This window comes from Flavobacterium sp. 270 (assembly GCF_004368785.1).
GTDB lineage: Bacteria > Bacteroidota > Bacteroidia > Flavobacteriales > Flavobacteriaceae > Flavobacterium.
This window is the reverse complement of sequence record NZ_SODM01000001.1, coordinates 1,079,279-1,102,859: the sequence shown is the minus strand read 5'-3', so window position 1 is coordinate 1,102,859 and position 23,581 is coordinate 1,079,279. Positions and strand designations below refer to the sequence as shown.

Below are 23,581 nucleotides of genomic sequence, written 5' to 3'. Positions count from 1 at the left end.
TTTTTCAGTAGATAAATACATTAAAAAAATACAAATGATATTACCAATAGTAGGATATGGTGATCCTGTTTTAAGAAAAGTGGGTGAGGCGATTACGCCAGATTATCCAAACTTAAAAGAAACAATAGCAAACATGTATGAAACCATGTACAACGCTTACGGTGTTGGGCTTGCTGCACCGCAGGTAGGTATGCCGATTCGTTTGTTTGTTATTGATACAACACCTTTTAGTGATGATGAGGATTTACCGTCAGAAGAACAAAAAGATTTAAAAGGTTTCAAAAAAACTTTTATAAATGCTAAGATTCTAAAAGAAGAAGGTGAAGAGTGGAGTTTTAACGAAGGTTGTTTGAGTATTCCAGACGTTCGTGAAGATGTGTACAGAAAACCAACAGTTACAATTGAATACTGCGAAGAAGATTTTGTAATGAAAACAGAGGTTTTTGATGGATTGATTGCAAGAGTTATTCAACACGAATACGACCATATCGAAGGGGTTTTATTTACTGATAAAATATCATCATTAAAAAAGCGTTTAATACAAAAGAAATTGAAAAACATTACCGAAGGTAAAACGTTTCAGGAGTATAGAATGAAATTTTTTGCAGCCAAAAAAGGAAGATAAATAATAAACGAAATTCTTAATACAAATTATAATAAACATGAATTTAGAAAAAATATTAGCTGTTTCTGGGAAACCAGGTTTATACGAATTGAAGGTGCAGACTCGTACAGGATTTGTAGCAGAATCATTAACAGATGGTAAAAAAATCACTGTAAGCTTAAAAAGTAATGTAAGTTTATTATCTGAAATTTCGATTTATACGCATGGTGGCGAAAAACCATTGACCGAAGTAATGAAACTTATTGCTACTAAGGAAAATAAAGGACAAGCAATCTCTCACAAAGAAGACAACGCTACACTGGCAGCTTACTTTAAAGAAATTTTACCTGATTATGACGAAGAAAGAGTTTATCCTTCAGATATCAAAAAAGTACTAAACTGGTACAACACACTTCAGGCAAAAGGATTAGTAACAGATTTAGCTCCGGCTGCAGCAGAAGCTAAAGAAGAAACTCCAGTTGTAGAAGAAAAAGCTAAAAAAGCGCCGGCAAAAAAGGCTCCAGCGAAAAAAGCAGCTACTAAAAAAGAAGAATAGTAATTAGTTACATTCAAAATATAATAATCCTGTTAAGATGTTTTCTTGACAGGATTTTTTACTTTTACACATAGGTTATAAAATCAAAATACTTCAATAAAATGAGCAAAGAACTTCAACTTAAGGCTTTCGAAAGATTATTAATTATCATGGATGAACTTCGTGAACAATGTCCGTGGGATAAAAAGCAGACGTTGCAAACCTTAAGACATCTTACGATTGAAGAAACTTACGAACTTGGAGATGCTATTTTGGATAATGATTTAAACGAAGTAAAAAAAGAATTGGGAGATTTGTTGCTGCATATTGTTTTTTATGCCAAAATAGGCAGTGAAACCAATGATTTTGACATTGCAGATGTATGCAATGAAATCTGCGAAAAACTAATTCACCGTCATCCACACATTTACAGTGACACTGTCGTGAAAGACGAAGAAGAAGTAAAACAAAACTGGGAAAAACTGAAGCTTAAAGAAGGCAAAAAATCAGTTTTAGAAGGCGTTCCAAGAAGTTTACCTGCATTAGTAAAAGCAAGTAGAATTCAGGACAAAGTAAAAGGTGTTGGTTTTGATTGGGAAGAACCGCATCAGGTTTGGGATAAAGTACAAGAAGAACTCGAAGAACTTCAGGAAGAAGTAAGAGCCGGAGATCAGGATAAAATAGAAGCTGAATTTGGCGATGTTTTATTCTCGATGATCAATTACGCCCGTTTTCTAAATGTGAACCCGGAGGATGCGTTAGAACGCACCAATAAAAAATTTATAAAACGTTTTCAATACTTAGAATCAAAAGCCGGCGAATTAGGAAAACCTTTAATGGATATGACTTTAGCCGAAATGGATGTATTTTGGAATGAAGCTAAAAAACTATAACTGCTCAGCCAGTTTTTTTAAAGCTCTTACGTCTTTAAGTATAATTTTTTTACCAGATAATTCAATAAGTTCCAGTTTATTAAAATCAGATAATAATCGGATACAGCTTTCAGTTGCAGTTCCAATTATTCCCGCCAATTCTTCTCTTGTAAGTTGTACTTTCAGCGTATGATCAGCATTTTCGCCAAAATTATCGTGCAGTTCCAATAAAGTTTCTGCCAATCTTTGTTTTACCGTTTTTTGAACTAAAGCAATTTTATCGTTTTCAGATTCTTTTAAATCCTCGCAGACAGACTGCATCATGTTTAAAGAAAACTGATTGTTGTTGTTGAAAAAAGTTAAGATTTCGGTTTTAGGAATAAAACAAACTTCCATATCAGCAATCGCTTTTGCAGATAAGTTGGCAGGCTCATTACTAATCATAGAGCGCTGTCCTAAAAGTTCTCCCGACTTAACCAGTTTTACAATCTGGTCTTTGCCGTTAGCACTTAATTTAGAGAGTTTTCCAACTCCGTCTTTTATACAAAAAACACCATTGGTTACTTCTCCTTCCTCAAAAATAGCTTCTCCTTTTTTAATAGTATAAGTAGTCTTGCTATTCGCTAGTTGTATTACTTCTTCTTTATTAAGGGCTTTTAATGAGCTTAGCTGTCTTACAATGCATTGATCACATTTATTCATGACAAGATTTGTTTGCTGCAAAATTAAGCATTATTCGGAGTTTTACGCCTTAATCTCTATTAAATTTATAAAGAAAATACAAATCGTTGTGATTTCGATATTTTATTTGCTTAAATTAGAATTCAATTTAAATATGCAATGATAATTATCATGTTTATAATAAGGTGTTGTTTTGACCTTTGCATCATTAAAAAAACAAATTATGAGTGCGCAAAATTGCTATCATTGCGGTCTGGCCATTGATGAAAATGAAGAAATACATTTTGATGAAAAACTTTTTTGCTGCAACGGCTGTAAAACAGTTTACGAAATTTTTAGCAGCCACGATTTAACCTCATATTACGATTTTGCAAAATCTCCCGGAGCGACGCCACAAGACATACAAGGCAAATACGATTTTTTAGAAAACGAAGCGATACGCTCCAAAATACTAGAATTTCAAGAAGGAAACACCGCAATTGTATCCTTAAATATTCCCCATATTCATTGCAGTTCTTGTATTTGGATTCTCGAAAATCTTAGCCGAATTCAACCCGGCATAAACATTTCTCAAGTTAATTTTCCCGAGAAAAAAGTACGTATAACCTACGATTCAGATCAGGTTTCGCTTAAAACTATCGTTTACACATTAAGTTCAATAGGTTATGAACCTTATATTAGTTTAGAAAATTACGAAACAGGTAAAAACAATGTCGACAGAAGTCTGACTTATAAACTTGGTGTTGCCTTTTTCTGCTTCGGTAATATAATGCTGTTGTCTTTTCCCGAATATTTTGAAATAAAAGAATTTTGGCTCGATAATTACAAACCGTTTTTTAGAGGTTTAATTTTTATTCTGGCTTTGCCAAGCTTTTTATATTCTGCGAGCGGTTATTATATTTCGGCTTATAAAAGCATTAAATCCAGAATGTTAAACATAGATATTCCTATTGCCTTAGGAATCATTATTATGTTTGTACGAAGTACTTATGATATTGTAATGAATTACGGTTCAGGATTTTTCGACAGTATGGCCGGCCTTGTATTTTTTATGTTACTAGGAAAAATGTTTCAAATAAAAACCTATAGTTTTTTAAGTTTCGAACGTGATTTTAAATCCTATTTTCCAATTGCTGTTACCAGAATAAATCCAGATTCATCAGAAGAAAATCTTCCCATTTATGATGTCGAAAAAGGAAATCGATTATTAATCAGAAATCAGGAGCTAATTCCCGTTGATGGAATTTTAATCAGCGAAAGCGCCGAAATTGATTATAGTTTTGTGACTGGTGAAGCCGTGCCAATTACCAAAAAATCTGGTGATAAAATATTTGCCGGCGGAAAACAAATTGGTAAAGTTGTAGAAATGGAAGTTTTACATTCTGTTTCTCAAAGTTATTTGACGCAGTTATGGAGTAATGAGATTTTCCAGAAAAATGTAGACCAAAAACACAAAACGATTACCGATACGATAAGCCGATATTTTACGCCCATTTTGCTTTTAATTGCCTTTGCAGGATTTGGTTATTGGATATTTTTTGATGCTAATACTGCTTTTAATGTCTTTACAGCTGTATTAATTGTTGCTTGTCCGTGTGCATTAGCGTTAACTGCGCCATTTACTTTTGGAAACATTTTAAGGATTTTAGGCAAACAGAAATTGTATCTCAAAAATGCTTTAGTAATAGAACAATTGGCAAAAGTTAATACGATCGTTTTTGATAAAACAGGAACAATTACAACCAATAAAAAATCGAATATTACCTACGAAGGAACTGTAATTTCTGATGAAGATTTTATATTAATAAAAAATACACTTCGCGCTTCCAACCATCCATTAAGCCGGATGCTGTATGATTTTCTGCCAGAAACAAAGAAAATCAAAATTGACGATTTTGAGGAAATAACCGGAAAAGGAATTTTAGCTTTCGCCGAAAATGCATCAATTAAAATTGGTTCTGGAAAATTTGTCGAAAGTCCAGTTTTAGATTCATCAGAAATAGAAAGAACATCACTTCACATTAAAATAAATGATGTTTATTACGGGAAATTTCTTTTCGAAAACCAATATAGAGAAGGTTTAGAAAAGCTCTTTGCCACGCTTAGTAAAGACTATCAAATAAAGGTACTTTCGGGAGATAATGATGGCGAAAGAGGCAATTTAGAAAATATTCTACCCAAAGGCACAGAGCTGATATTCAATCAGAAACCCGAACAAAAACTTGATTTTATAAAAAAACTCCAGCAAAACGGACAAAACGTTATGATGGTCGGAGACGGTTTAAACGACGCCGGAGCTTTGGCTCAAAGTAATGTTGGTATTTCGATCTCAGAAAATGTCAATGTTTTTTCTCCTGCCTGTGATGCTATTTTAGATGCAAGCGAATTTTCGCGTCTCAATTACTTTTTAAAATTATCTCACAAAGCCATTTTAATTATCAAAATGAGTTTTGCTTTATCATTGCTGTACAACGTTATAGGTCTTGCATTTGCCGTTACCGGAAATCTTCTGCCGCTGGTTGCTGCTATTATAATGCCTTTGAGTACAATTACGATTGTAAGTTTTGTGACTTTTATGTCTAACTACTTCAGCAAGAGAAAATTATGATTAAATATCGATAAATGTATTGATATTTTTTTTAATTTTAACATTCTTCTCTACGCATGATAAATATCATATTTTATTCGCCTCTTACCTTATAATTTTGTTAACACAATTTTAAGTTATGAGTGTCATTTATCTATTAATCACAGTAAGTATTTTCGTGGCAATAGGCTTCTTTATTGCTTTTATAGTCGCTGTCAAATCTGGACAGTACGATGATGATTATACGCCTTCGGTCAGAATGCTTTTTGATGACGAAACTAAATTTCCCTCTCAAGACAAGAAATCAAAAACAGAAGAAAAACAAGTATAATTATGGAAATGGAACAGTTTTATTACGACAACAAAATTGTAAAAAAGTTCATTTACGCCACCATCCTGTTTGGGGTTGTGGGTATGTTAGTGGGGCTGACCTTAGCGGTTATGTACCTTTTTCCCAACATGACAGATGGGATTTCGTGGCTGAGTTACGGCCGATTAAGGCCATTGCACACCAATGCAGTAATTTTTGCCTTTGTAGGTAATGCCTTTTTTGCGGGTATGTATTATTCGATGCAAAGATTGCTAAAAGCCAGAATGTTTAGTGACTTTTTAAGTAATGCCCATTTCTGGGGATGGCAGCTTATTATCGTTGCTGCAGCCATTACGCTTCCTTTAGGTTATACTTCATCAAAAGAATATGCCGAACTAGAATGGCCAATAGATATTGCAATTGCATTAATCTGGGTAATAATGGGTATCAATATGATTGGTACAATGCTTCGCCGTAGAGAGCGCCATTTATATGTAGCAATTTGGTTTTATCTGGCAACATTTGTAACCGTAGCTGTATTGCATATTTTTAATAATATCGAAATTCCGGTTTCGGCACTAAAAAGTTATTCTGTTTACGCAGGAGTTCAGGATGCTTTGGTACAATGGTGGTACGGACATAATGCAGTAGCGTTTTTCTTAACGACTCCGTTCTTGGGATTAATGTATTACTTTATTCCAAAAGTAGCCAACAGACCCGTTTACTCTTACCGTTTGTCTATTATTCACTTTTGGTCTTTAATTTTTATTTATATCTGGGCAGGACCGCACCATTTATTATATTCAGCCTTACCAAACTGGGCTCAAAATTTAGGTGTAGCATTTTCTGTAATGCTTATCGCTCCATCTTGGGGAGGTATGATCAATGGACTTTTAACTTTAAGAGGCGCGTGGGATAAAGTTCGTGAAGAACCAGTTTTAAAATTCTTCGTAGTAGCAATTACCGGATACGGAATGGCAACTTTTGAAGGTCCAATGTTATCGCTTAAAAATGTAAACGCTATCGCGCATTATACAGACTGGATTATTGCACACGTACACGTAGGTGCTTTAGCTTGGAACGGATTTATGTCTTTTGGTATTATTTATTGGTTGATTCCAAGAATGACAAAAAGCAATTTATTCTCTAAAAAATTAGCCAACTTCCATTTCTGGATTGGTACTTTAGGAATTATATTATATACGGTACCAATGTATGTTGCAGGTTTTCTGCAAGCTTCTATGTGGAAACAGTTTAATCCAGACGGAACTTTAACTTACGGAAATTTCCTTGAAACCGTTACGCAGATTATGCCAATGTATTGGATGAGAGCAATTGGTGGTAGTTTATACCTTATAGGTATGCTGACATTGGTTTACAATATCATAATGACAGTTAGAGCTGGTGAAACTATCGAAGACGAATTGGCTCAGGCTCCAGCTTTACAAAGAATCAGCAGTAATAGAATTAGAGGCGAAAAATTCCACTCTTGGTTAGAAAGAAAACCAATTCAGTTGACCATTTTAGCTACAATTGCGATTCTAATTGGTGGTATTATTCAGATCGTGCCAACGATTATGGTCAAATCAAATATTCCGACAATAAGCAGTGTAAAACCATATACGCCATTAGAACTTGAAGGACGTGATTTATACATCCGTGAAGGTTGTGTTGGTTGTCACTCACAATCAGTACGTCCATTTAGAAGTGAAGTTGAACGTTATGGGCCACAATCAAAAGCAGGTGAATTTGTATACGATCATCCATTCCTTTGGGGATCAAAACGTACAGGACCAGATTTATTAAGAGTTGGAGGGAAGTATAACGACAACTGGCATTTCAATCACTTCTGGAGTCCGCAAAGTATTTCAGCAGGTTCAATTATGCCAGGTTACAAATGGTTGTTTGATAACAAACCAATGGATATTTCTTTAACGCAAAAGAAAATGCAGGCAATGGTTTCACTTGGTGTTCCGTATTCTGAAGCTGAAATTGCAAATGCGCAGCAAGCATTAAGAACACAGGCAATTTCGATAGAAAAAAGTTTAGAAAACGATCCTGATTTTGTAAAAAGTTATGAGGACAGCAAGAAAAAAGCAGCAGCGCAAGGCGAAAAATTCATTCCGATGAATGAGCGTGAAATTGTAGCTCTTATTGCTTACATCCAAAGATTGGGTACTGATATAAAAGTAAAAGAAACAGCTAAATAACAGCGCTATGTTTGAACAAATTAAACACAATATGGAGACTATATCGGGTATAGAAATTTACCCGATACTCTCTCTGCTAATATTCTTTTTCTTCTTTGTGGGCTTAGCCTTTTGGGTGTTCTCCTATAAAAAAGACAAGATTAGAGAAATGAGCGAAATTCCTTTGGATGAAGGACTTATTATAACTTCAAAAGATAGATAAAAAATGAAAAAGTTTTTTCCAGTATATGTAAGAGTCCCAGTGATTTTCTTCATCGTTTTTGGTTTAATGGAATATTTTATTGATTCAGGAGATCGTCCTGCATTTATAAAATACCCAATGCTTTCGGTTTTTTTAGTTGTCTTTTTATTCGTTTTAATCGCAATAGAAATTACATTAAATGCTGTAAACCGTGTCATGTATCAATTAATGACACCAGAAGAAAAAGCCAAACTAGAACATGAAAATAGTTTGAGTTTTAATGAAAGAGAATGGTACAAAAACTTGATGCAAAAACTGACCAAAACGCAGCCTATAGAAAGAGAAGGCGATTTGCTAATGGACCATGATTATGACGGAATCAAAGAATTAGACAATAACTTACCGCCGTGGTGGGTGTATTTATTCTATATCTGTATCATTTTTGGAGTTATTTATGTTGCCCGTTACGAATTGTTTGGAGGAAATGATCAGGAAACAGAATTAAAAATGGAAATGGCTCAGGCTAAAGTAGATGTTGAAGAATACTTGAAAACAGCACCAGATTTAATGGATGAAAAAACGGTTGTTTTATTAACTGATGAAGCAGATTTAGCAGCTGGGAAAGTAATTTTTACAACAAACTGTGCTGCCTGCCACCGCGCCGATGCCGGCGGACAAATCGGGCCAAACTTAACAGACGATCATTGGATTTTAGGTGGAGGAATTAAAAATTTATTCCACACTATTACCAACGGAGGACGTGACGGAAAAGGAATGATTTCCTGGAAAGGAACTTTAAAACCAAAAGAAATTCAGAAAGTGGCAAGTTATATTTTGTCATTGCAAGGAAGCAATCCAAAAGATCCAAAAGCACCAGATGGTGAGATTTGGGTTGATGACAGTGCTCCAAAAAAAGAGACTGCAGGCAAAAAAACTGCAGATACTACACAAGTAAAATAATACCAATAATACCATATCATGTCAAATTTACCAGACGAAGCATTTAGAGATACCATCGGAACAATTGATGAAGGCGGTAAAAGAAAGTTCATTTTTCCTAAAAAGCCGTCTGGTAAATTTTACGATTATAGAAAAATAGTAAGCTATGTTTTATTAGCTATTCTGGTTGCAAATCCATTTATAAAAGTTAACGGAAATCAATTTATGATGTTCAACATTATAGAACGTCGATTTAACATCTTTGGATTTCCTTTTTGGCCCCAGGACTTTTATCTATTTGTGATATCAATGCTCGTAGGAGTTGTTTTTATCATCTTGTTCACAGTTGTTTTTGGAAGAATTTTTTGTGGATGGATTTGTCCCCAGACTATATTTTTAGAAATGGTTTTCCGCCGAATAGAATACTGGATAGACGGTGATCGCGGTTCTCAGCTGCGCTTGTCTAAACAGGAATGGAACGGAGAAAAGATTAGAAAAAGAACCCTAAAATGGACAATCTTTTTCCTTATTTCTTTTGGTATTGCCAATGTCTTCTTAGCTTACTTAGTCGGGAGTGATCAATTGTTTTTAATGATTGAAGAAGGGCCAATTGCGCAATCGAGTAATTTTATTGCCCTACTTATTTTTACCAGTGTTTTTTACTTTGTTTTTGTATGGTTTCGTGAGCAGGTTTGCATTATTGCCTGTCCATACGGACGTTTGCAGGGCGTACTTTTAGACAACAAATCAATTAATGTTGCTTATGATTTTGTACGTGGCGAAAAAGAAGAAGGCCGTGCAAAATTCAGTAAAAAAGAAGACAGAGCCTTAACCGGAAAAGGAGATTGTATCGATTGCCATCAATGCGTACATGTCTGCCCAATGGGAATTGACATTAGAAACGGAACACAGTTAGAATGTACCAACTGTACCGCTTGTATAGATGAATGCGATCATATAATGGATTCTGTTGGTTTACCAAGAGGACTTATACGTTACGCTTCTGAAGATGAAATAGAGAAAAAAGAGCCGTTTAAGTTTACTGCCAGAATGAAAGGCTACACTGCGGTTTTATGTATTTTATTGAGCGTTTTTGTCGGCATGTTGTTCTTAAGAAACGATGTACAAGCTATTGTTTTGCGCTTACCGGGACAGTTATTTCAGCACAAAGGAGATAAAATCAGTAATGTTTATACGTATAAAATTGTCAACAAAACAATGAAAGATTTTCAGGATATACATTTTGAATTAATCGATCAAAAAGGAAGCATAAAAAATGTGGGTAACACGCATTTTAAAGTTATAAAAGAAGGAATCTCACAAGGAACTTTATTTATAGAAATAGATCAGGCATTGCTTGAAAGTGATAAAACCAAAGTGAAAATTGGAATTTATAACGGCAAAAACCTGATTGAAACTACCACAACAAACTTTTTAGGACCACGAAGTTTTAACTAAAAAAAGAAGATTATGAAAATTAATTGGGGAACAGGAATTGTCATTGCGTTTGCATTATTTATGACCTTTATTTTATATTTTGTTTTTGAAGTACAGTCAAATAGTAAATACGATAATGATTTGGTTGTTGAAGAATATTACAAACACGATTCGCATTTTCAGGAAGAAATGGCGCGTATTCAGAATGCACATGATTTACAGCAAAAACCTTCGATTACTTATAAAAATACTGAAGGAGTGAAAATAGCTTTTCCAGCAACATTTGAAAGTGATAAAATAAAAGGAAATGTATTGTTGTATCGTCCGTCAAACAAAAAATTTGACTTTAATACATCAATTGCCTTAACAAATAGCGCTTTAGTTATTCCACAAAACAAACTTATAAAAGGGCGTTGGGATATTAATATGGAATGGCAGTACGCCGGCAAAAAATACCTGACGAAAGAAGTAATTTATGTAAACTAAAAAAATGCTGTATTCTGCTTTTATATTAGGTCTTATTAGTAGTCTGCACTGTATCGGAATGTGCGGGCCAATTGCTATGATGCTTCCTGTAGATCGTAAAAATGAAGCCAAAAGAGTTACTCAAATCATAACCTATCATTTAGGCCGATTGTCGGCTTATGCGGTAATTGGTTTAATTTTTGGTTTACTTGGCAGAGGTTTTTTTCTTGCCGGAATACAGCAGAAAATGTCTATATTTATTGGTTTAGCCATGATAATTGTGGTTTTAATTCCAGAAAAAACTTTTGCGCAGTACAACTTTTCTAAACCAGTTTATAAAATCATCGCCAAAATAAAATCAAGTCTAGGCAGTCAATTTAAAAGCAGAACTTATAAATCTATTTTTACTATTGGTTTGTTAAATGGATTTTTACCCTGCGGTATGGTTTACATCGCTTTGTTTGGTGCAATCGCAATGCAAAGCGCCAGTTTTGGAGTTTTGTATATGCTTTTATTCGGATTAGGAACGGTGCCGTTAATGACTATTGTAGTTTACATTAATTCATTAATAAGAATGCCTTTTAGAAATAAAATCCAAAAGGCAATTCCTTATGCAGCCGTGATTATAGGTGTATTGTTTATTCTGAGAGGTTTGGGTTTAGGAATTCCTTATATTTCACCTTCAAATATGAGTTTATTTGTTCAGCCAACTCCAAATTGTCATTAAACTTAAACCGTCATGGAAAACAAATTGGTTTCTGGTGATTTTCTTTTTAAATGCAAATCAAAAGCCATACAAATATTACGCACAAAAGGTCTTCCAGCTTCCGTAATAATGAGTTTTCCTTCTTCAATTATAATTAAACCATCATTTTCTATTTCTTCTAAATTTTCTAAAACAGCATCAATTTCTTTAAAATAAAGAGAATTACTATTCCAGGAAGTCTCAAGCTGACAGGTTAAATTCAGAATATGTTTTCTGATAATTAAATCTTCTTCGTTTAGAATATGACCTTTTACAACCGGAATTTTATCCCATTCTAACAATTGATAATAATCTTCGAGATTTTTGGTATTTTGAGCAAAACTGTACCAGCTGTCGCTAATAGAAGAAACACCTAATCCAATCATAAGCTGTGTTTTAGAAGCGCTGTAACCCATAAAATTTCGGTGCATTTTTTTATTTTGCGCTGCTTTATAAAGGCTGTCAGAAGTTAAAGCAAAATGATCCATCCCGATTTCGTGATAACCGTTTTGAGAAAGTAATTGTTTTCCAATTTCGTATAACTTTCTTTTTTCAGCATCTTTTGGCAGGTTTTCTTCATTAAAACCTCGTTGTCCGTTTCCTTTAATCCACGGCACATGTGCGTAACTGTAAAATGCAAGTCGGTCTGGTTTTAATGAATTTGTTTTTTCGATCGTATCCACAACATTTTCAATAGTTTGATAGGGCAGACCAAAAATAATATCATGACCAATAGAAGTATAACCTATTTCTTTTGCCCAAAAAGTAACTTTTGCCACGTTATGAAAAGGCTGAATTCTATGTATAGCTTTTTGTACTTTTTCTGCATAATCCTGAACGCCAAAACTCACTCGGCGAAAGCCTAAATTGTATAATTTCTGGAGTTGTTCGTAAGTTGTATTATTAGGATGTCCTTCAAAACTAAATTCATAATCTGGAGCTTTATTAGCATAGCTGAAAATTCCATTTATAAGATGTTCCAAATTATTTGTAGAGAAAAAAGTGGGAGTTCCGCCGCCCAAATGTATTTCTTTTATAAGAGGTTTTTCGGGAAGTAATTTGCAATACAAACTCCATTCTTTAAGAACGGCTTTGATGTAGGTTTCTTCTACAGAATGATTTTTTGTAATACGTTTGTTGCAACCGCAAAATGTACACATGCTTTCGCAGAAAGGCAGGTGAATGTATAAACTAATTCCGTTTTCTGAGTTACTTTCTAAAAATGCTTTCTGAAAAGAAGCTGTCCATTTTTCTGATGTAAAATTTGCTTCGTTCCAATACGGTACCGTTGGATAACTCGTATATCTGGGGCCGGGAACATTGTATTTTTGAGTCAGCGAAATTTTCATAATGACGGATTTAGTTTACATCAAAATTAAAATATGTGCCAAAAGAATAAAATGACAAATGTCATGTATTAAGCAAAAAAAAGAGACTCAAATTGAGCCTCTTTTATTGAATTAAATAACTAACGTGAAATAGAATCTTGGATGATTTTAAGCCATTTTTTTGCAAACATATGGTCTTGATAGACACTTATTTGTTTGATGCGGTCATCATCAAAATCATAAAAAGGAATCGTGATTTTTTTTGATGTGTCTTTTTCCTGAAATTCAAAATCAATCTTTATGATGGTATCAGAATGTGAATCTGTGGTTGGAATGAGTTTGCAGGATGATATGGTATTCAAATCGACAAAGATTGATTCCTGCTGATTTGGATTGAAATTCATCAGAATAAATTTTTTGTTTTTCTGATCAATTGTTAAGGTTTTATTGCTTTGAGATTCTGTTAAGTCAAAGTTCTCCGGATGTGCCGGATTGAATCTCTTTTTAATATCTAAAATTTTTGATTTGCTTGCAGCGTTCGATCGTGCAGAAAAATATACGGGAATTGCTACTATAAGAGCAATTGCAAGCCCGATGAGGACAATACTTGTTTCCATTTTTGTTCTTTTAAATGTGATAAAATGATAATGAGAGTAAATCTTTTTCGAATTGAAAAAGATTAAATGACCAGAAGAAAAGCATTCTTCCAGTGACTGGAATTCATTATTTATTTACCAGAAAAAATGGAATGCGTAGAGCAATAACAGTACTTTTTTGCTCTGCGTAAAAAATTGGTATGCAAAGTTTGATACTGTGTTTACAACTTGATGCTGTGGTACAACAAACAATAAAGAATCAAACCATTTGGTTACACCAAGATAGTTTGTTTTGATGTTTGCTGCAAAATGATAACTTGCCTGAGGCTGAATAAAGGCCTGAGAATCGGCAATATCTTTAGAAAAATTGGTATCGGTTTTTTGTTTTTCAACAATTTGTATGGCCGAATCTCCTGCTTGCGAAGCAAAAAAAGTCATGATCACAAGGGATACAAAAATTACGGTCTTACGAATCCAATTCATGGTGGCGAATTTAGCTCATAAAACAGAAAAAACGAAATTTTAAAGAATTAATTAACATTCTAAAAAATGCTGATTTTTATCCTCAACTTTTTAAGTTGAGGATAATTTTTTTATTGCTGCATTTTAAAGTAGTAATCTGCTGAGTGTTTTCCACCTCCGTAAAATAAGAAGAAAATGCAAACGCATAAAACTACGAGTGCTAAAATTAAGCTTTCAGAATGCATATGTCCCATAAAATTTATAAGGACTGCACCAAATAGCACTGGCAACTGCGCTGCAATTGCCCAACGGGTGAGTAATCCAAAAACAATCATTATACCGCCAATCATGTGTGCAGGAGCGATGTAATGCAATAAAAACATACCGCCGCCAAACTGATCGATTGGAGAAATTAAATCATGCAGGTATTGTACGTTGGTGACAAACGAAACACCTTTCATAAATAAAAAAACACCCAAAACAATACGTACCAAATCTACTGGTAAATAAGTGTGCGAATTTGCCCATTTATTCAAACTTTTTACATTTTCCATGATACTACATTTGATTAAAAAATTATTCATAATAAAGTTACTAACTTTTTATGATATATTTAATTTTATGTCACTGAAAATGAGTTTTTTACTAAATTTTTAACGCGTTTGTTAATTTTAGAATCTATACCTGAATTACACCCAGATTAAAAGGTTTTGTGATAGGAGCGTGGTTGGCAGCTTCGATTCCCATTGAGATCCAGGTTCTTGTATCCAGAGGATCAATAATAGCATCGGTCCATAATCTCGAAGCAGCATAATACGGTGAAGTCTGCTCGTCGTAACGCGCTTTTATTTTATTGAATAATTCTGCTTCTTTGGCTTCATCAACGATTTCTCCTTTCGCTTTAAGCGAAGAAGCTTCAATTTGTGCTAACACTTTTGCAGCCTGAGTACCGCCCATTACCGCCAATTCTGCACTTGGCCATGCGAAAATTAATCTCGGATCATAAGCTTTTCCGCACATGGCATAATTTCCTGCGCCATAAGAGTTTCCGACAATAACAGTAAATTTTGGAACTACAGAATTACTTACGGCATTTACCATTTTGGCACCATCCTTAATAATACCGCCATGTTCTGATTTTGATCCAACCATAAAACCGGTTACATCTTGTACAAATACCAAAGGAATTTTTTTCTGGTTGCAATTGGCAATAAAACGCGTTGCTTTGTCGGCACTGTCAGAATAAATAACACCGCCAAACTGCATTTCGCCCTTTTTGGTTTTTACCACTTTTCGCTGATTGGCCACAATACCAACTGCCCAGCCGTCGATTCTGGCGTAACCTGTAATTAAAGATTGTCCGTAACCTTCTTTATACGCTTCAAATTCTGAATTGTCAACCAAACGATTAATGATTTCCATCATATCGTATTGTTCGTTTCTGGCTTTCGGCAGGATTCCGTATATATCTTTTGGTTCCAGAGCAGGTTTTTCGGCTTTAATTCGGCTGTAACCTGCTTTATCAAAATCGCCAATTTTATCTACAATGTTTTTTATTTTATCTAAAGCATCTTTATCATCTTTTGCTTTATAATCTGTAACGCCCGAAATTTCGCAATGTGTTGTTGCACCGCCTAAAGTTTCATTATCAATAGTTTCGCCAATGGCGGCTTTTACCAAATAACTTCCGGCAAGGAAAATACTTCCTGTTTTATCTACAATCAGTGCTTCGTCGCTCATGATAGGCAGATAAGCACCGCCGGCAACACAGCTTCCCATTACGGCCGCAATCTGCGTAATTCCCATACTGCTCATTTGAGCATTATTTCTAAAAATGCGTCCGAAGTGTTCCTTATCAGGAAAAATTTCATCCTGCATCGGAAGATAAACCCCAGCGCTGTCAACCAAATAGATAATTGGCAGTCTGTTTTCCATTGCAATTTCCTGAGCGCGTAAATTTTTCTTTCCCGTAATCGGGAACCAGGCACCGGCTTTTACAGTAGCATCATTTGCGACTACAATACATTGTTTTCCTTTTATGTATCCTATTTTTACAACTACGCCGCCAGACGGACAACCGCCGTGTTCGGCATACATTCCTTCTCCGGCAAAACCACCAATTTCGATGCTTTTAGAATTTTCGTCCAATAAATAAGCAATACGTTCGCGGGCTGTCATTTTTCCTTCGCCATGAAGTTTTGCAATACGTTTTTCGCCTCCGCCCAATTTTACTTTGGCAAATTTTAGTTTTAAATCAGAAAGTAATAGTTTATTGTGATCTTCGTTTTTATTGAAGTTTAAATCCATAAGAAATTGATGTTTTTACAAAATAGTCTTGGCTAATTTACAAAATCAATTGAAATAAATGAGATTCCTGAATTTTTAAATAGATACTTTTTAGTAATCAATTCTAAAATTGGGCTGTTAGTGTTAAGTCCTTTTTTTTGCTTTAATTTGTTTTTTCATACTAATTAGTATTTTTTATGTCTAAAGCAGCCAATACACGACTTACGATTCTTAATAAAGCTTTTGAATTGATTTATTCTAAAGGATATCAGACCACTAGCATTGATGATATTATTGCCAATACGCAGGTTACAAAAGGGGCTTTTTATTACCATTTTAAAAATAAAGATGAAATGGGAATCGCGATTATTGATGAAATCCTACGACCAACAATGCTGGAAAGTTTTATAAATCCGGCAAAAAGTTCCGTAAATCCAATCGATGATTTTTACAATATGATTTCTTATTTGTTGCTTGAAGATCCTTTTTTGCAGGTAAAATACGGATGTCCGGTTGGAAATCTAACGCAGGAAATGACACCCTGGAATACTAAATTCAGCCAGGCACTTTCTGAACTTGTAAATCTATGGATAGAAAATATCGAAAAAGCGGTTATAAAAGGACAGGATTCTGGATTGATAAGAAAAGATGTAAATGGCAGACAAGTTGCTTTTTTTATGATGTCTGGCTATTGGGGAATTCGGAATTTCGGAAAACTTCAGGATGATAATTCCTGCTATGTCGTTTATTTAAAAGAGTTTAGGAATTATTTGAATGGTTTGAAATAAATTTCAATTCAAAAACATACTACTTAGTATGTTTTTGAATATATTTGCATTGACTTAATCCAGAAGCAATGTATTCAACTCTTTTGTTCTTCCATTCTCTTATCAGATGGTTTGTGTTAGCGAGCTTATTATACTCGATTTACATCGCCTATAAAGGCTATTCAAAACAATTGTCTTTTACCAAAAAAGATAATTTAATTCGGCATTGGACGGCTACGATTGCACATATTCAGTTAATTTTTGGAATATTGGTTTATGTGCAAAGTCCTTTAGTTAAATATTTTTGGAAGAATTTTAAAGAAGCCAGTCAGGATTTAGATTTTACTTTCTTCGGAATAATCCACATTTTATTAATGCTGACGGCAATTGTTTTTATTACAATTGGTTCTGCTTTGACTAAACGAAAAGAAACAGACAGAGAGAAATTCAGAACCATGCTTTTTTGGTTTTCCATTGCCTTATTTCTCATTTTTATAGCCATTCCGTGGCCATTTTCACCGCTTGCAAACCGACCTTATATTAGATAATTATTATGAAAAATTTACTGCTTACCAATACCGGAAGATTACGAATTATTGGTTTTTTAGAAGGAACTTCGCTTATTACTTTACTTTTTATAGCCGTTCCTTTAAAATATATTTTTAATCAGCCTTTTTTAACGCGTCCAATCGGAACAATTCATGGCGCTTTGTTTTTGCTTTTTATCTTTAATACTTTAAGTGTAGGCGTAGAGCAGAATTGGAAATTTAAACATACAACCTGGAAAGTGCTTTTGGCGTGTATAATTCCGTTTGGAACTTTCTACATCGACAATAAAATCCTGAGTAAGATAAAGGCTGAATAATATAAATTTAAAAAACGATGGTTTTAGTATTTAAAACAAATGTCAATACAATCTCGAAAGTAAAAAAGGTTTCTCCAAAATTGAATAGGTTATTTCCAAAAACAAAATGGAATTTCGATCTGGAAGATTGTGATAATATCCTGCGTTTTGAAACCGAAAATAATATTATAAAAGAGATTATAATTTTAATGAAAATCACAGGCTTCGAATGCGAAGCATTATAAACAAAAAAGCAGAAGCAACAGCTTCTGCTTTTTTATCTAAGAATCTAAGAATCTAAGAATCTAAGAATCTAAGAATCTAAGAATCTAAGAATCTAAGAATCTAAGAATCTAAGAATCTAAGAATCTAAGAATCTATTTTTTAGAATCACAAACCATTCTTTTTAAAATCGCCCATTGTTTTAGAGCATCACGAGCTTCAACAGCCGGATAACCCAGCATGGTTTTCCCTGCAGGAACATCGCCAACAACTCCAGATCCGGCTCCAACAACAGCGCCGTCGCCAATTGTAGTGTGGTCCTTTATAGAAGCGCTTCCGCCAATAATAACTCCGTTTCCTAAAGTTACAGAACCAGCCAAACCGCTGTTTCCTGCCATGATACAGAATTTACCCAATTTACTATTATGTCCAATTTGAACTAAATTATCAATTTTACATCCATCTCCTAAGATAGTCGAGCTAAATTTACCACGGTCAACACAAGTGTTTGCACCAATTTCGACTCCGTTTCCGATGATTACATTTCCAATTTGTGGAATTTTTACCAAACCTTTTTCTTTACAAGGACGGAATCCAAATCCGTCAGCTCCAATTGTTGCATTTGGATGAATGATACAATCGTTACCAATATGACAACGCTCACGAACTACAGTTCCTGACCAAATCACAGTATTTTTTCCGATAGTAGATTCGTCTAAAATCGTTACATTAGGATAAATTGTTGCATTAGCTCCAATTTCAGCTTTTGGACCGATGTAGCAGTTTGCTCCAATACGGGCGCCTTCGCCAATAACAGCAGTTTCGTCTATTACAGCAGTTCTGTGAATATGGTTGTGAAATAATGGTGCAGGAGGTGCAAATAGTGCTAGAATTTGAGACATGGCCAAATCAGCATTTTTTACTTTAATAAACGCACGATTGTCTCCTGGTTCAATAGAAATATCTTCATTAACTACTGCTATAGAAGCTTTTGAAGATTCCCAGTATTTTTCATATTTTTTGTTTCCTATAAACGAAATTTCGGAAGTTGTTGCTTTTTCTAATTGCTCTGTTGCAGTTATACATTGTGATGTTGTGCCATAAATTTCACCTTGTATAACTTCATTAATTTCTTGAATTGAATAGGATTTCATTGACTGGAATTAAATTGATTTAGGGAACTAATTTTCACCAAATAAAATAAATTAGATTTGAATTACCTAATCTTATTTTCAAGTTTTTTAGATATAATTTTAAATAATAGTTTAAATATTACAAATTTAACATTAAATGTATTAATTTTTTAACTCTTTTCTAATATTTAGAACTTCTGTTAACATTCGATTTTTCATTTAAATATGTCATTTGTAGGTTTAAAACTTCTTTTCACAATAGAGTATTATGCATGCATACTTTATTGATTATCATTATAATATGTCTTTTTTTAAATTGTAATTGTAAGACTTTAGAGGCTGTATTTGTTGCTTTTGTTCTTTGAAAAAGTAAGAAACTAAGACAATGAATTCGTATTATTGTTAATTTTGGTATGAATTTCCTTTAATGTGCTTTTTTTATTCTTTCCGACTAAACTTCTTGGATGAAATAGGAGTAAAAAATGGTTTTTAGTTAAATGTTATGAATTTGATTTTTATAAGGGAATAATTAGTAAGATAAATTCTAGCAATGCTTTTTTTGTTGAAGAGAAAGCAAGCGATATCCAAAGCTAAATTCTGGTTATTAATTGACTTAAAACAAAAAAGCGATTCGCTTTTGTAAAGGAATCGCTTTTTGAAATATTTTTAAATTAACTTACTTACTCTTTTATTTTAGAAAGAGAAACAGCATTAATACAGTAACGCAAACCACTTGGTTCTGGACCATCAGGAAAAACGTGTCCTAAATGTGCATCGCAGGTATTGCAGACAACCTCAACACGAATCATTCCGTATGATTTATCGGCATGGTAAGCAATTGCATTTTCTTTTAATGGCTGTGTAAAAGACGGCCATCCTGTTCCAGACTCAAATTTTTCGCTGGCATCAAAAAGTACAGTACCACAGCATTTACATTCGTAAATTCCCGGATCAAATAAACTGCACAATTCAGAACTAAAAGATCTTTCTGTACCTTTTAGCCGTGTTACCTGAAATTCTTCGGGAGTTAAAAGCTGTTTCCATTCTGCTTCTGTTTTTTCGACTCTTTTATCAGGAATTGGATTTCCTTTATTAGAAAAATGTATAATGTCGGCCCATTTTATCATAACGATGTATTTTTGTATAGTAATAAAGATACTAACTTTAATTTAAAACTTAATTCTCAAAAGGATAATTTGCATAACGTTTGTATTCTCCGGTTTCACAATTTATTTTAATTACATAACGCTTAAGATTTCTGGGAACTAAATCATCGGGAAGTGTTCCTGATTCTGTTTCTTCGCCAAATACGTAGTAACTATTTGCCGGCCCAACTTCAAATCCATCGATTGAGGTAGATCTTAAAACCTGATTTTTTCTTTTCTCCTTTAGAATCCGTTCAGTATCTTTTATTTTTATCTTGCATTTTTTAGCAAAACTATAGTATTCGACGCTATCAGATACACTTATTTTCTTTATATGTTTTGATATTTCAGGGTTAATCCAGCCGTATTCTCTAATAAGTACCGCGCTTGAAAAAACCTGATTATTGATTGTAGGATTGTCAGAAAATCTACAGTCATGACTTCCTAAATAACCAAACATGCCGTAATGCAAATAAGCATAATGATGATAACCGGAAATGTAATAGATTAATTTATTTTTTGTGGTTACAACAATTGTATCTGTTTTTAGAAAAATCTTATAAGGAATAACTACATGCTTATAATCTGGATCGTATTTGGCTTTTGTAAAATCATTTGTAATTACAGTATCCTGAATGAATTTTCCATCTCTTAGTATTTGAAACTTTAGAGGACTGAGTTCTGTTTTTTTGAAGCTTATAAATGAAATCTCAGGCTGTTCGGTAATTGAATCATTAGAATCACATTCTTTTGAATATTTTATTGAATCAATTTCGGCATTTTTTCTTTTGTTATAAGACGACCAGAAAAATTGGCCTATTATCAGGGCAAAAATTAAAATTATAGTCCCGATAAAAAAGAAACAGCCTTTAAGATATTTATTCATTTATTCTTCCTCTTTTTGTCCCATCATCATTAAAAATGCTTTTAGGAAAGGATCAATATTTCCGTTCATAACACCGTCAACATCACTGGTTTCGTAACCTGTACGAACATCTTTTACTAATTTATAAGGCTGCATTACGTAGTTACGAATCTGCGAACCCCATTCGATTTTCATTTTTCCGGCTTCGATATCAGCGCGTTGTGCCTGTTGTTTTTTTAATTCAATTTCGTATAACTGAGAACGTAACATCTGCATGGCACGTTGTCTGTTATCTTGCTGCGAACGTGTTTCTGAACACTGAATCTGAATTCCGGTTGGTTTGTGTACCAATTGTACTTTAGTTTCAACCTTGTTCACATTCTGTCCACCGGCACCACTCGAGCGTGAAGTTGTAATTTCGATATCGGCAGGATTAATGTCAATTTCGATACTATCATCCACAAGCGGATAAACATAAACAGATACAAATGATGTATGACGTTTTGCATTACTATCAAAAGGTGAAATACGCACTAATCGGTGTACACCATTTTCTCCTTTTAAATATCCAAAAGAATAATCGCCTTCAAATTCTAAAGTTACGGTTTTAATTCCGGCAACATCACCTTCCTGAAAGTTAAGTTCTTTTATTTTATAGCCATAACTTTCGCCCCACATCATGTACATACGCATCAGCATTCCCGCCCAGTCACAGCTTTCAGTACCACCGGCTCCGGCAGTAATTTGTACAACTGCACTCAAACTGTCACCTTCGTCAGAAAGCATGTTTTTAAATTCGATGTTCTCGATATGAGATTCAGTTGTATTATAATGCTCGCTTAATTCTTCTGCAGAAAGTTCCCCTTCTTTATAAAAATCATACGCCAATTGCAATTCGTCCGTCAGCTCGATCGCTTTATTGTAATCTTCAATCCATTTTTTCTTGTTTCGAAGGTTTTTTACAATAAGTTCGGCTTCTTTCGCATTGTTCCAAAAATCGGGTGCAAAGGTTTTTTCTTCCTCGTTAGCAATTTCAATTAGTTTGGCATCAACGTCAAAGATACCTCCTCAACGCACCAAGGCGCTCCACAATACCTTTTATTTGTTCGGTTGTTGTCATAAATTAATACTAGTTTTATATGTTTTTTATAATTATTACGTTAATTTGGTGTGTAGAAATGTGCAAGTTAAAATTTACTGAAACTTACTCAGAATAACTACTACTAATACGTAATTTTGCTGTACAAAAATAAGATATAGTTTTTAGAATATGGAAATAAATTTAATTAGCGATACCATTACCAAACCTACATACGAAATGCTGCAATATATGTTTAATGCTCATGTAGGTGATGATGTTTACAGACAGGATCCGACGGTTATTGAGTTGGAAACTAGAACAGCTGAATTTTTTGGTATGGAAGCGGGACTTTTTTTTCCTTCTGGAACTATGGCAAACCAAGTGGCAATTAAATTGCATACACAGCCCGGCGATCAGTTAATTACAGATAAATATTCGCATATTTACAACTATGAGGGCGGAGGAATTGCTTTTAATAGCGGAGTTTCTTGCTGTCTTGTAGACGGAAACCGAGGCATGATAACTGCTGCTCAGGTTGCTGCAGCAATTAATAATCCTGAAGACATACATTGTCCGTTAACAACTTTGGTATGTGTTGAAAACACTACAAACAAAGGCGGTGGAGCTTGTTACGATTTAGATGATTTAAAAGATATAAAAAGAGTCTGCGATGCCAATAATTTGAAATTCCACATGGATGGTGCCAGAATCTGGAATGCATTAGTTGCAAAAAGACAAAATCCAAAAGAATTTGGGGCAATTTTCGATACCATTTCTGTTTGTTTGTCAAAAGGACTGGGCGCTCCCATAGGTTCTGTGTTATTAGGAAGTAAAGCTGATATTCATAGAGCGTTGAGAATCAGAAAGATATTAGGCGGAGGGATGCGTCAGGTGGGCTATTTAGCAGCAGCCGGATTATATGCTTTGGCAAATAATATCGAACGATTGGCAGAAGACCACAGAAGAGCTAAAGAAATCGCAGCAGTTTTAAATACAAAATCGTGGATCGAAGCAATAGAACCTGTAGAAACTAATATCTTGATTTTTTCACTTGCCGAAGGTTACAGCGATCAGCTTTTGATAGAAAAATTAAAACAGAAAAATATTTTAATAAGTTCCTTAGGACCCAATAAACTAAGAATCGTTACGCATCTGGATTACAAAGAAGTAATGCATACGTATGTTGTGGAAACGCTTACGAAATTTTAGTCAAAGGTTCAAAGGGTCTGAGGTTCAAAGGGACAAAGGTGCTTAGCTTCTAAGGTTCTGCGAATCTAAACAATAAA

Annotated in this window: 26 protein-coding genes; 16 read left to right on the top strand and 10 right to left on the bottom strand. The window is 34.1% G+C overall.

Features of this window, described 5'->3' with window-relative positions; translation table 11 throughout:
- The first annotated feature begins 34 nt into the window (after positions 1 to 34).
- The 3 genes from def (at position 35) to mazG (ending at position 2,032) form a co-directional block, all read left to right on the top strand.
- Entirely contained in the window at positions 35 to 625 is a 591-nt protein-coding gene (def, locus tag EV144_RS04775; RefSeq protein ID WP_134146625.1) for a peptide deformylase, read from the top strand.
- Between the two features lie 37 nt (positions 626 to 662).
- Positions 663 to 1,160 (top strand): DUF5606 domain-containing protein, encoded by a 498-nt coding sequence (locus EV144_RS04770; RefSeq protein ID WP_134146623.1) that lies wholly within the window; start codon positions 663 to 665, stop codon positions 1,158 to 1,160.
- A gap of 101 nt (positions 1,161 to 1,261) precedes the next feature.
- The gene (gene mazG, locus EV144_RS04765; protein WP_134146621.1) at positions 1,262 to 2,032 is read left to right on the top strand and encodes a nucleoside triphosphate pyrophosphohydrolase; all 771 of its coding nucleotides are present in this window, start codon (positions 1,262 to 1,264) and stop codon (positions 2,030 to 2,032) included.
- Here the strand turns inward: mazG and EV144_RS04760 are convergent.
- Positions 2,027 to 2,713: a Crp/Fnr family transcriptional regulator gene (locus tag EV144_RS04760; protein WP_134146619.1), complete on the bottom strand. Its 687-nt coding sequence runs from the start codon at positions 2,711 to 2,713 to the stop codon at positions 2,027 to 2,029. The genes mazG and EV144_RS04760 overlap by 6 nt on opposite strands.
- Positions 2,714 to 2,915: 202 nt before the next feature.
- Between EV144_RS04760 and EV144_RS04755 the strand changes: the two genes are divergently transcribed.
- From EV144_RS04755 to EV144_RS04720, 8 genes are all read left to right on the top strand, one after another.
- Positions 2,916 to 5,300 (top strand): heavy metal translocating P-type ATPase, encoded by a 2,385-nt coding sequence (locus EV144_RS04755; RefSeq protein ID WP_134146617.1) that lies wholly within the window; start codon positions 2,916 to 2,918, stop codon positions 5,298 to 5,300.
- A gap of 118 nt (positions 5,301 to 5,418) precedes the next feature.
- Positions 5,419 to 5,610 carry a cbb3-type cytochrome oxidase assembly protein CcoS gene (ccoS, locus tag EV144_RS04750; RefSeq protein ID WP_134146615.1) on the top strand — a complete coding sequence of 64 codons (192 nt, stop codon included), beginning with the start codon at positions 5,419 to 5,421 and terminating at the stop codon, positions 5,608 to 5,610.
- Between the two features lie 2 nt (positions 5,611 to 5,612).
- Positions 5,613 to 7,799 carry a cytochrome-c oxidase, cbb3-type subunit I gene (gene ccoN / locus EV144_RS04745; protein ID WP_134146613.1) on the top strand — a complete coding sequence of 729 codons (2,187 nt, stop codon included), beginning with the start codon at positions 5,613 to 5,615 and terminating at the stop codon, positions 7,797 to 7,799.
- A 7-nt stretch (positions 7,800 to 7,806) separates the two neighbouring features.
- Positions 7,807 to 8,001 (top strand): CcoQ/FixQ family Cbb3-type cytochrome c oxidase assembly chaperone, encoded by a 195-nt coding sequence (locus tag EV144_RS04740; RefSeq protein ID WP_134146611.1) that lies wholly within the window; start codon positions 7,807 to 7,809, stop codon positions 7,999 to 8,001.
- A gap of 3 nt (positions 8,002 to 8,004) precedes the next feature.
- Positions 8,005 to 8,940, top strand: a complete 936-nt coding sequence (locus EV144_RS04735) for a cbb3-type cytochrome c oxidase N-terminal domain-containing protein (protein WP_134146609.1) — start codon at positions 8,005 to 8,007, stop codon at positions 8,938 to 8,940.
- An 18-nt stretch (positions 8,941 to 8,958) separates the two neighbouring features.
- Positions 8,959 to 10,377 carry a cytochrome c oxidase accessory protein CcoG gene (ccoG, locus tag EV144_RS04730; RefSeq protein WP_134146607.1) on the top strand — a complete coding sequence of 473 codons (1,419 nt, stop codon included), beginning with the start codon at positions 8,959 to 8,961 and terminating at the stop codon, positions 10,375 to 10,377.
- Between the two features lie 12 nt (positions 10,378 to 10,389).
- Positions 10,390 to 10,842 (top strand): FixH family protein, encoded by a 453-nt coding sequence (locus tag EV144_RS04725; protein WP_134146605.1) that lies wholly within the window; start codon positions 10,390 to 10,392, stop codon positions 10,840 to 10,842.
- 4 nt (positions 10,843 to 10,846) lie between these two features.
- Complete coding sequence (locus EV144_RS04720) at positions 10,847 to 11,548, top strand: sulfite exporter TauE/SafE family protein (RefSeq protein ID WP_134146603.1); 702 nt, start codon at positions 10,847 to 10,849, stop codon at positions 11,546 to 11,548.
- 2 nt (positions 11,549 to 11,550) lie between these two features.
- Here EV144_RS04720 and hemN read toward each other — a convergent pair whose 3' ends face one another.
- The 5 genes from hemN to EV144_RS04695 form a co-directional block, all read right to left on the bottom strand.
- Entirely contained in the window at positions 11,551 to 12,915 is a 1,365-nt protein-coding gene (gene hemN / locus EV144_RS04715; protein WP_134146601.1) for an oxygen-independent coproporphyrinogen III oxidase, read from the bottom strand.
- Between the two features lie 119 nt (positions 12,916 to 13,034).
- Positions 13,035 to 13,511 carry a hypothetical protein gene (locus EV144_RS04710; RefSeq protein WP_134146599.1) on the bottom strand — a complete coding sequence of 159 codons (477 nt, stop codon included), beginning with the start codon at positions 13,509 to 13,511 and terminating at the stop codon, positions 13,035 to 13,037.
- Between the two features lie 114 nt (positions 13,512 to 13,625).
- Positions 13,626 to 13,973 (bottom strand): hypothetical protein, encoded by a 348-nt coding sequence (locus tag EV144_RS04705; RefSeq protein WP_134146597.1) that lies wholly within the window; start codon positions 13,971 to 13,973, stop codon positions 13,626 to 13,628.
- A 110-nt stretch (positions 13,974 to 14,083) separates the two neighbouring features.
- On the bottom strand, positions 14,084 to 14,506 hold the full coding sequence (locus EV144_RS04700) for a DoxX family protein (RefSeq protein ID WP_134146595.1): 423 nt from the start codon (positions 14,504 to 14,506) through the stop codon (positions 14,084 to 14,086).
- Between the two features lie 124 nt (positions 14,507 to 14,630).
- Positions 14,631 to 16,259: an acyl-CoA carboxylase subunit beta gene (locus EV144_RS04695; RefSeq protein WP_134146593.1), complete on the bottom strand. Its 1,629-nt coding sequence runs from the start codon at positions 16,257 to 16,259 to the stop codon at positions 14,631 to 14,633.
- Positions 16,260 to 16,435: 176 nt separating this feature from the next.
- Here EV144_RS04695 and EV144_RS04690 point away from each other — a divergent pair, with 176 nt between their 5' ends.
- From EV144_RS04690 to EV144_RS04675, 4 genes are all read left to right on the top strand, one after another.
- The gene (locus EV144_RS04690; RefSeq protein ID WP_134146591.1) at positions 16,436 to 17,026 is read left to right on the top strand and encodes a TetR/AcrR family transcriptional regulator; all 591 of its coding nucleotides are present in this window, start codon (positions 16,436 to 16,438) and stop codon (positions 17,024 to 17,026) included.
- A 68-nt stretch (positions 17,027 to 17,094) separates the two neighbouring features.
- Positions 17,095 to 17,553 (top strand): hypothetical protein, encoded by a 459-nt coding sequence (locus EV144_RS04685; protein ID WP_134146589.1) that lies wholly within the window; start codon positions 17,095 to 17,097, stop codon positions 17,551 to 17,553.
- A 5-nt stretch (positions 17,554 to 17,558) separates the two neighbouring features.
- Positions 17,559 to 17,870, top strand: coding sequence for a DUF3817 domain-containing protein (locus EV144_RS04680; RefSeq protein ID WP_134146587.1), 312 nt, complete (start codon positions 17,559 to 17,561; stop codon positions 17,868 to 17,870).
- 17 nt (positions 17,871 to 17,887) lie between these two features.
- Entirely contained in the window at positions 17,888 to 18,094 is a 207-nt protein-coding gene (locus EV144_RS04675) for a hypothetical protein (protein ID WP_134146585.1), read from the top strand.
- A gap of 132 nt (positions 18,095 to 18,226) precedes the next feature.
- Here EV144_RS04675 and lpxD read toward each other — a convergent pair whose 3' ends face one another.
- The 4 genes from lpxD to prfB all read right to left on the bottom strand — a co-directional run bounded on the left by lpxD (position 18,227) and on the right by prfB (position 22,334).
- On the bottom strand, positions 18,227 to 19,225 hold the full coding sequence (lpxD, locus tag EV144_RS04670; protein WP_134146583.1) for a UDP-3-O-(3-hydroxymyristoyl)glucosamine N-acyltransferase: 999 nt from the start codon (positions 19,223 to 19,225) through the stop codon (positions 18,227 to 18,229).
- A 659-nt stretch (positions 19,226 to 19,884) separates the two neighbouring features.
- A complete protein-coding gene (msrB, locus tag EV144_RS04665) occupies positions 19,885 to 20,331 on the bottom strand; it encodes a peptide-methionine (R)-S-oxide reductase MsrB (protein WP_134146581.1) in 447 nt (148 codons plus the stop codon).
- Positions 20,332 to 20,380: 49 nt separating this feature from the next.
- Positions 20,381 to 21,235: a hypothetical protein gene (locus tag EV144_RS04660; RefSeq protein WP_134146579.1), complete on the bottom strand. Its 855-nt coding sequence runs from the start codon at positions 21,233 to 21,235 to the stop codon at positions 20,381 to 20,383.
- A protein-coding gene (gene prfB, locus EV144_RS04655) for a peptide chain release factor 2 (RefSeq protein ID WP_134146577.1) occupies positions 21,236 to 22,334 on the bottom strand; the annotation gives its coding sequence in 2 pieces (ribosomal slippage) (positions 21,236 to 22,270 and positions 22,272 to 22,334; 1,098 coding nt in all).
- A 150-nt stretch (positions 22,335 to 22,484) separates the two neighbouring features.
- Here prfB and EV144_RS04650 point away from each other — a divergent pair.
- A complete protein-coding gene (locus EV144_RS04650) occupies positions 22,485 to 23,504 on the top strand; it encodes a threonine aldolase family protein (protein WP_134146575.1) in 1,020 nt (339 codons plus the stop codon).
- Positions 23,505 to 23,581 lie beyond the last annotated feature (77 nt).

Bases quoted from the DNA above. Each gene is read 5' to 3' on its own strand.
- def (WP_134146625.1), top strand. From the start codon at position 35: ATGATATTACCAATAGTAGGATATGGTGATCCTGTTTTAAGAAAAGTG.
- EV144_RS04770 (WP_134146623.1), top strand. From the start codon at position 663: ATGAATTTAGAAAAAATATTAGCTGTTTCTGGGAAACCAGGTTTATAC.
- mazG (WP_134146621.1), top strand. From the start codon at position 1,262: ATGAGCAAAGAACTTCAACTTAAGGCTTTCGAAAGATTATTAATTATC.
- EV144_RS04760 (WP_134146619.1), bottom strand. From the start codon at position 2,713: ATGAATAAATGTGATCAATGCATTGTAAGACAGCTAAGCTCATTAAAA.
- EV144_RS04755 (WP_134146617.1), top strand. From the start codon at position 2,916: ATGAGTGCGCAAAATTGCTATCATTGCGGTCTGGCCATTGATGAAAAT.
- ccoS (WP_134146615.1), top strand. From the start codon at position 5,419: ATGAGTGTCATTTATCTATTAATCACAGTAAGTATTTTCGTGGCAATA.
- ccoN (WP_134146613.1), top strand. From the start codon at position 5,613: ATGGAAATGGAACAGTTTTATTACGACAACAAAATTGTAAAAAAGTTC.
- EV144_RS04740 (WP_134146611.1), top strand. From the start codon at position 7,807: ATGTTTGAACAAATTAAACACAATATGGAGACTATATCGGGTATAGAA.
- EV144_RS04735 (WP_134146609.1), top strand. From the start codon at position 8,005: ATGAAAAAGTTTTTTCCAGTATATGTAAGAGTCCCAGTGATTTTCTTC.
- ccoG (WP_134146607.1), top strand. From the start codon at position 8,959: ATGTCAAATTTACCAGACGAAGCATTTAGAGATACCATCGGAACAATT.
- EV144_RS04725 (WP_134146605.1), top strand. From the start codon at position 10,390: ATGAAAATTAATTGGGGAACAGGAATTGTCATTGCGTTTGCATTATTT.
- EV144_RS04720 (WP_134146603.1), top strand. From the start codon at position 10,847: ATGCTGTATTCTGCTTTTATATTAGGTCTTATTAGTAGTCTGCACTGT.
- hemN (WP_134146601.1), bottom strand. From the start codon at position 12,915: ATGAAAATTTCGCTGACTCAAAAATACAATGTTCCCGGCCCCAGATAT.
- EV144_RS04710 (WP_134146599.1), bottom strand. From the start codon at position 13,511: ATGGAAACAAGTATTGTCCTCATCGGGCTTGCAATTGCTCTTATAGTA.
- EV144_RS04705 (WP_134146597.1), bottom strand. From the start codon at position 13,973: ATGAATTGGATTCGTAAGACCGTAATTTTTGTATCCCTTGTGATCATG.
- EV144_RS04700 (WP_134146595.1), bottom strand. From the start codon at position 14,506: ATGGAAAATGTAAAAAGTTTGAATAAATGGGCAAATTCGCACACTTAT.
- EV144_RS04695 (WP_134146593.1), bottom strand. From the start codon at position 16,259: ATGGATTTAAACTTCAATAAAAACGAAGATCACAATAAACTATTACTT.
- EV144_RS04690 (WP_134146591.1), top strand. From the start codon at position 16,436: ATGTCTAAAGCAGCCAATACACGACTTACGATTCTTAATAAAGCTTTT.
- EV144_RS04685 (WP_134146589.1), top strand. From the start codon at position 17,095: ATGTATTCAACTCTTTTGTTCTTCCATTCTCTTATCAGATGGTTTGTG.
- EV144_RS04680 (WP_134146587.1), top strand. From the start codon at position 17,559: ATGAAAAATTTACTGCTTACCAATACCGGAAGATTACGAATTATTGGT.
- EV144_RS04675 (WP_134146585.1), top strand. From the start codon at position 17,888: ATGGTTTTAGTATTTAAAACAAATGTCAATACAATCTCGAAAGTAAAA.
- lpxD (WP_134146583.1), bottom strand. From the start codon at position 19,225: ATGAAATCCTATTCAATTCAAGAAATTAATGAAGTTATACAAGGTGAA.
- msrB (WP_134146581.1), bottom strand. From the start codon at position 20,331: ATGATAAAATGGGCCGACATTATACATTTTTCTAATAAAGGAAATCCA.
- EV144_RS04660 (WP_134146579.1), bottom strand. From the start codon at position 21,235: ATGAATAAATATCTTAAAGGCTGTTTCTTTTTTATCGGGACTATAATT.
- EV144_RS04650 (WP_134146575.1), top strand. From the start codon at position 22,485: ATGGAAATAAATTTAATTAGCGATACCATTACCAAACCTACATACGAA.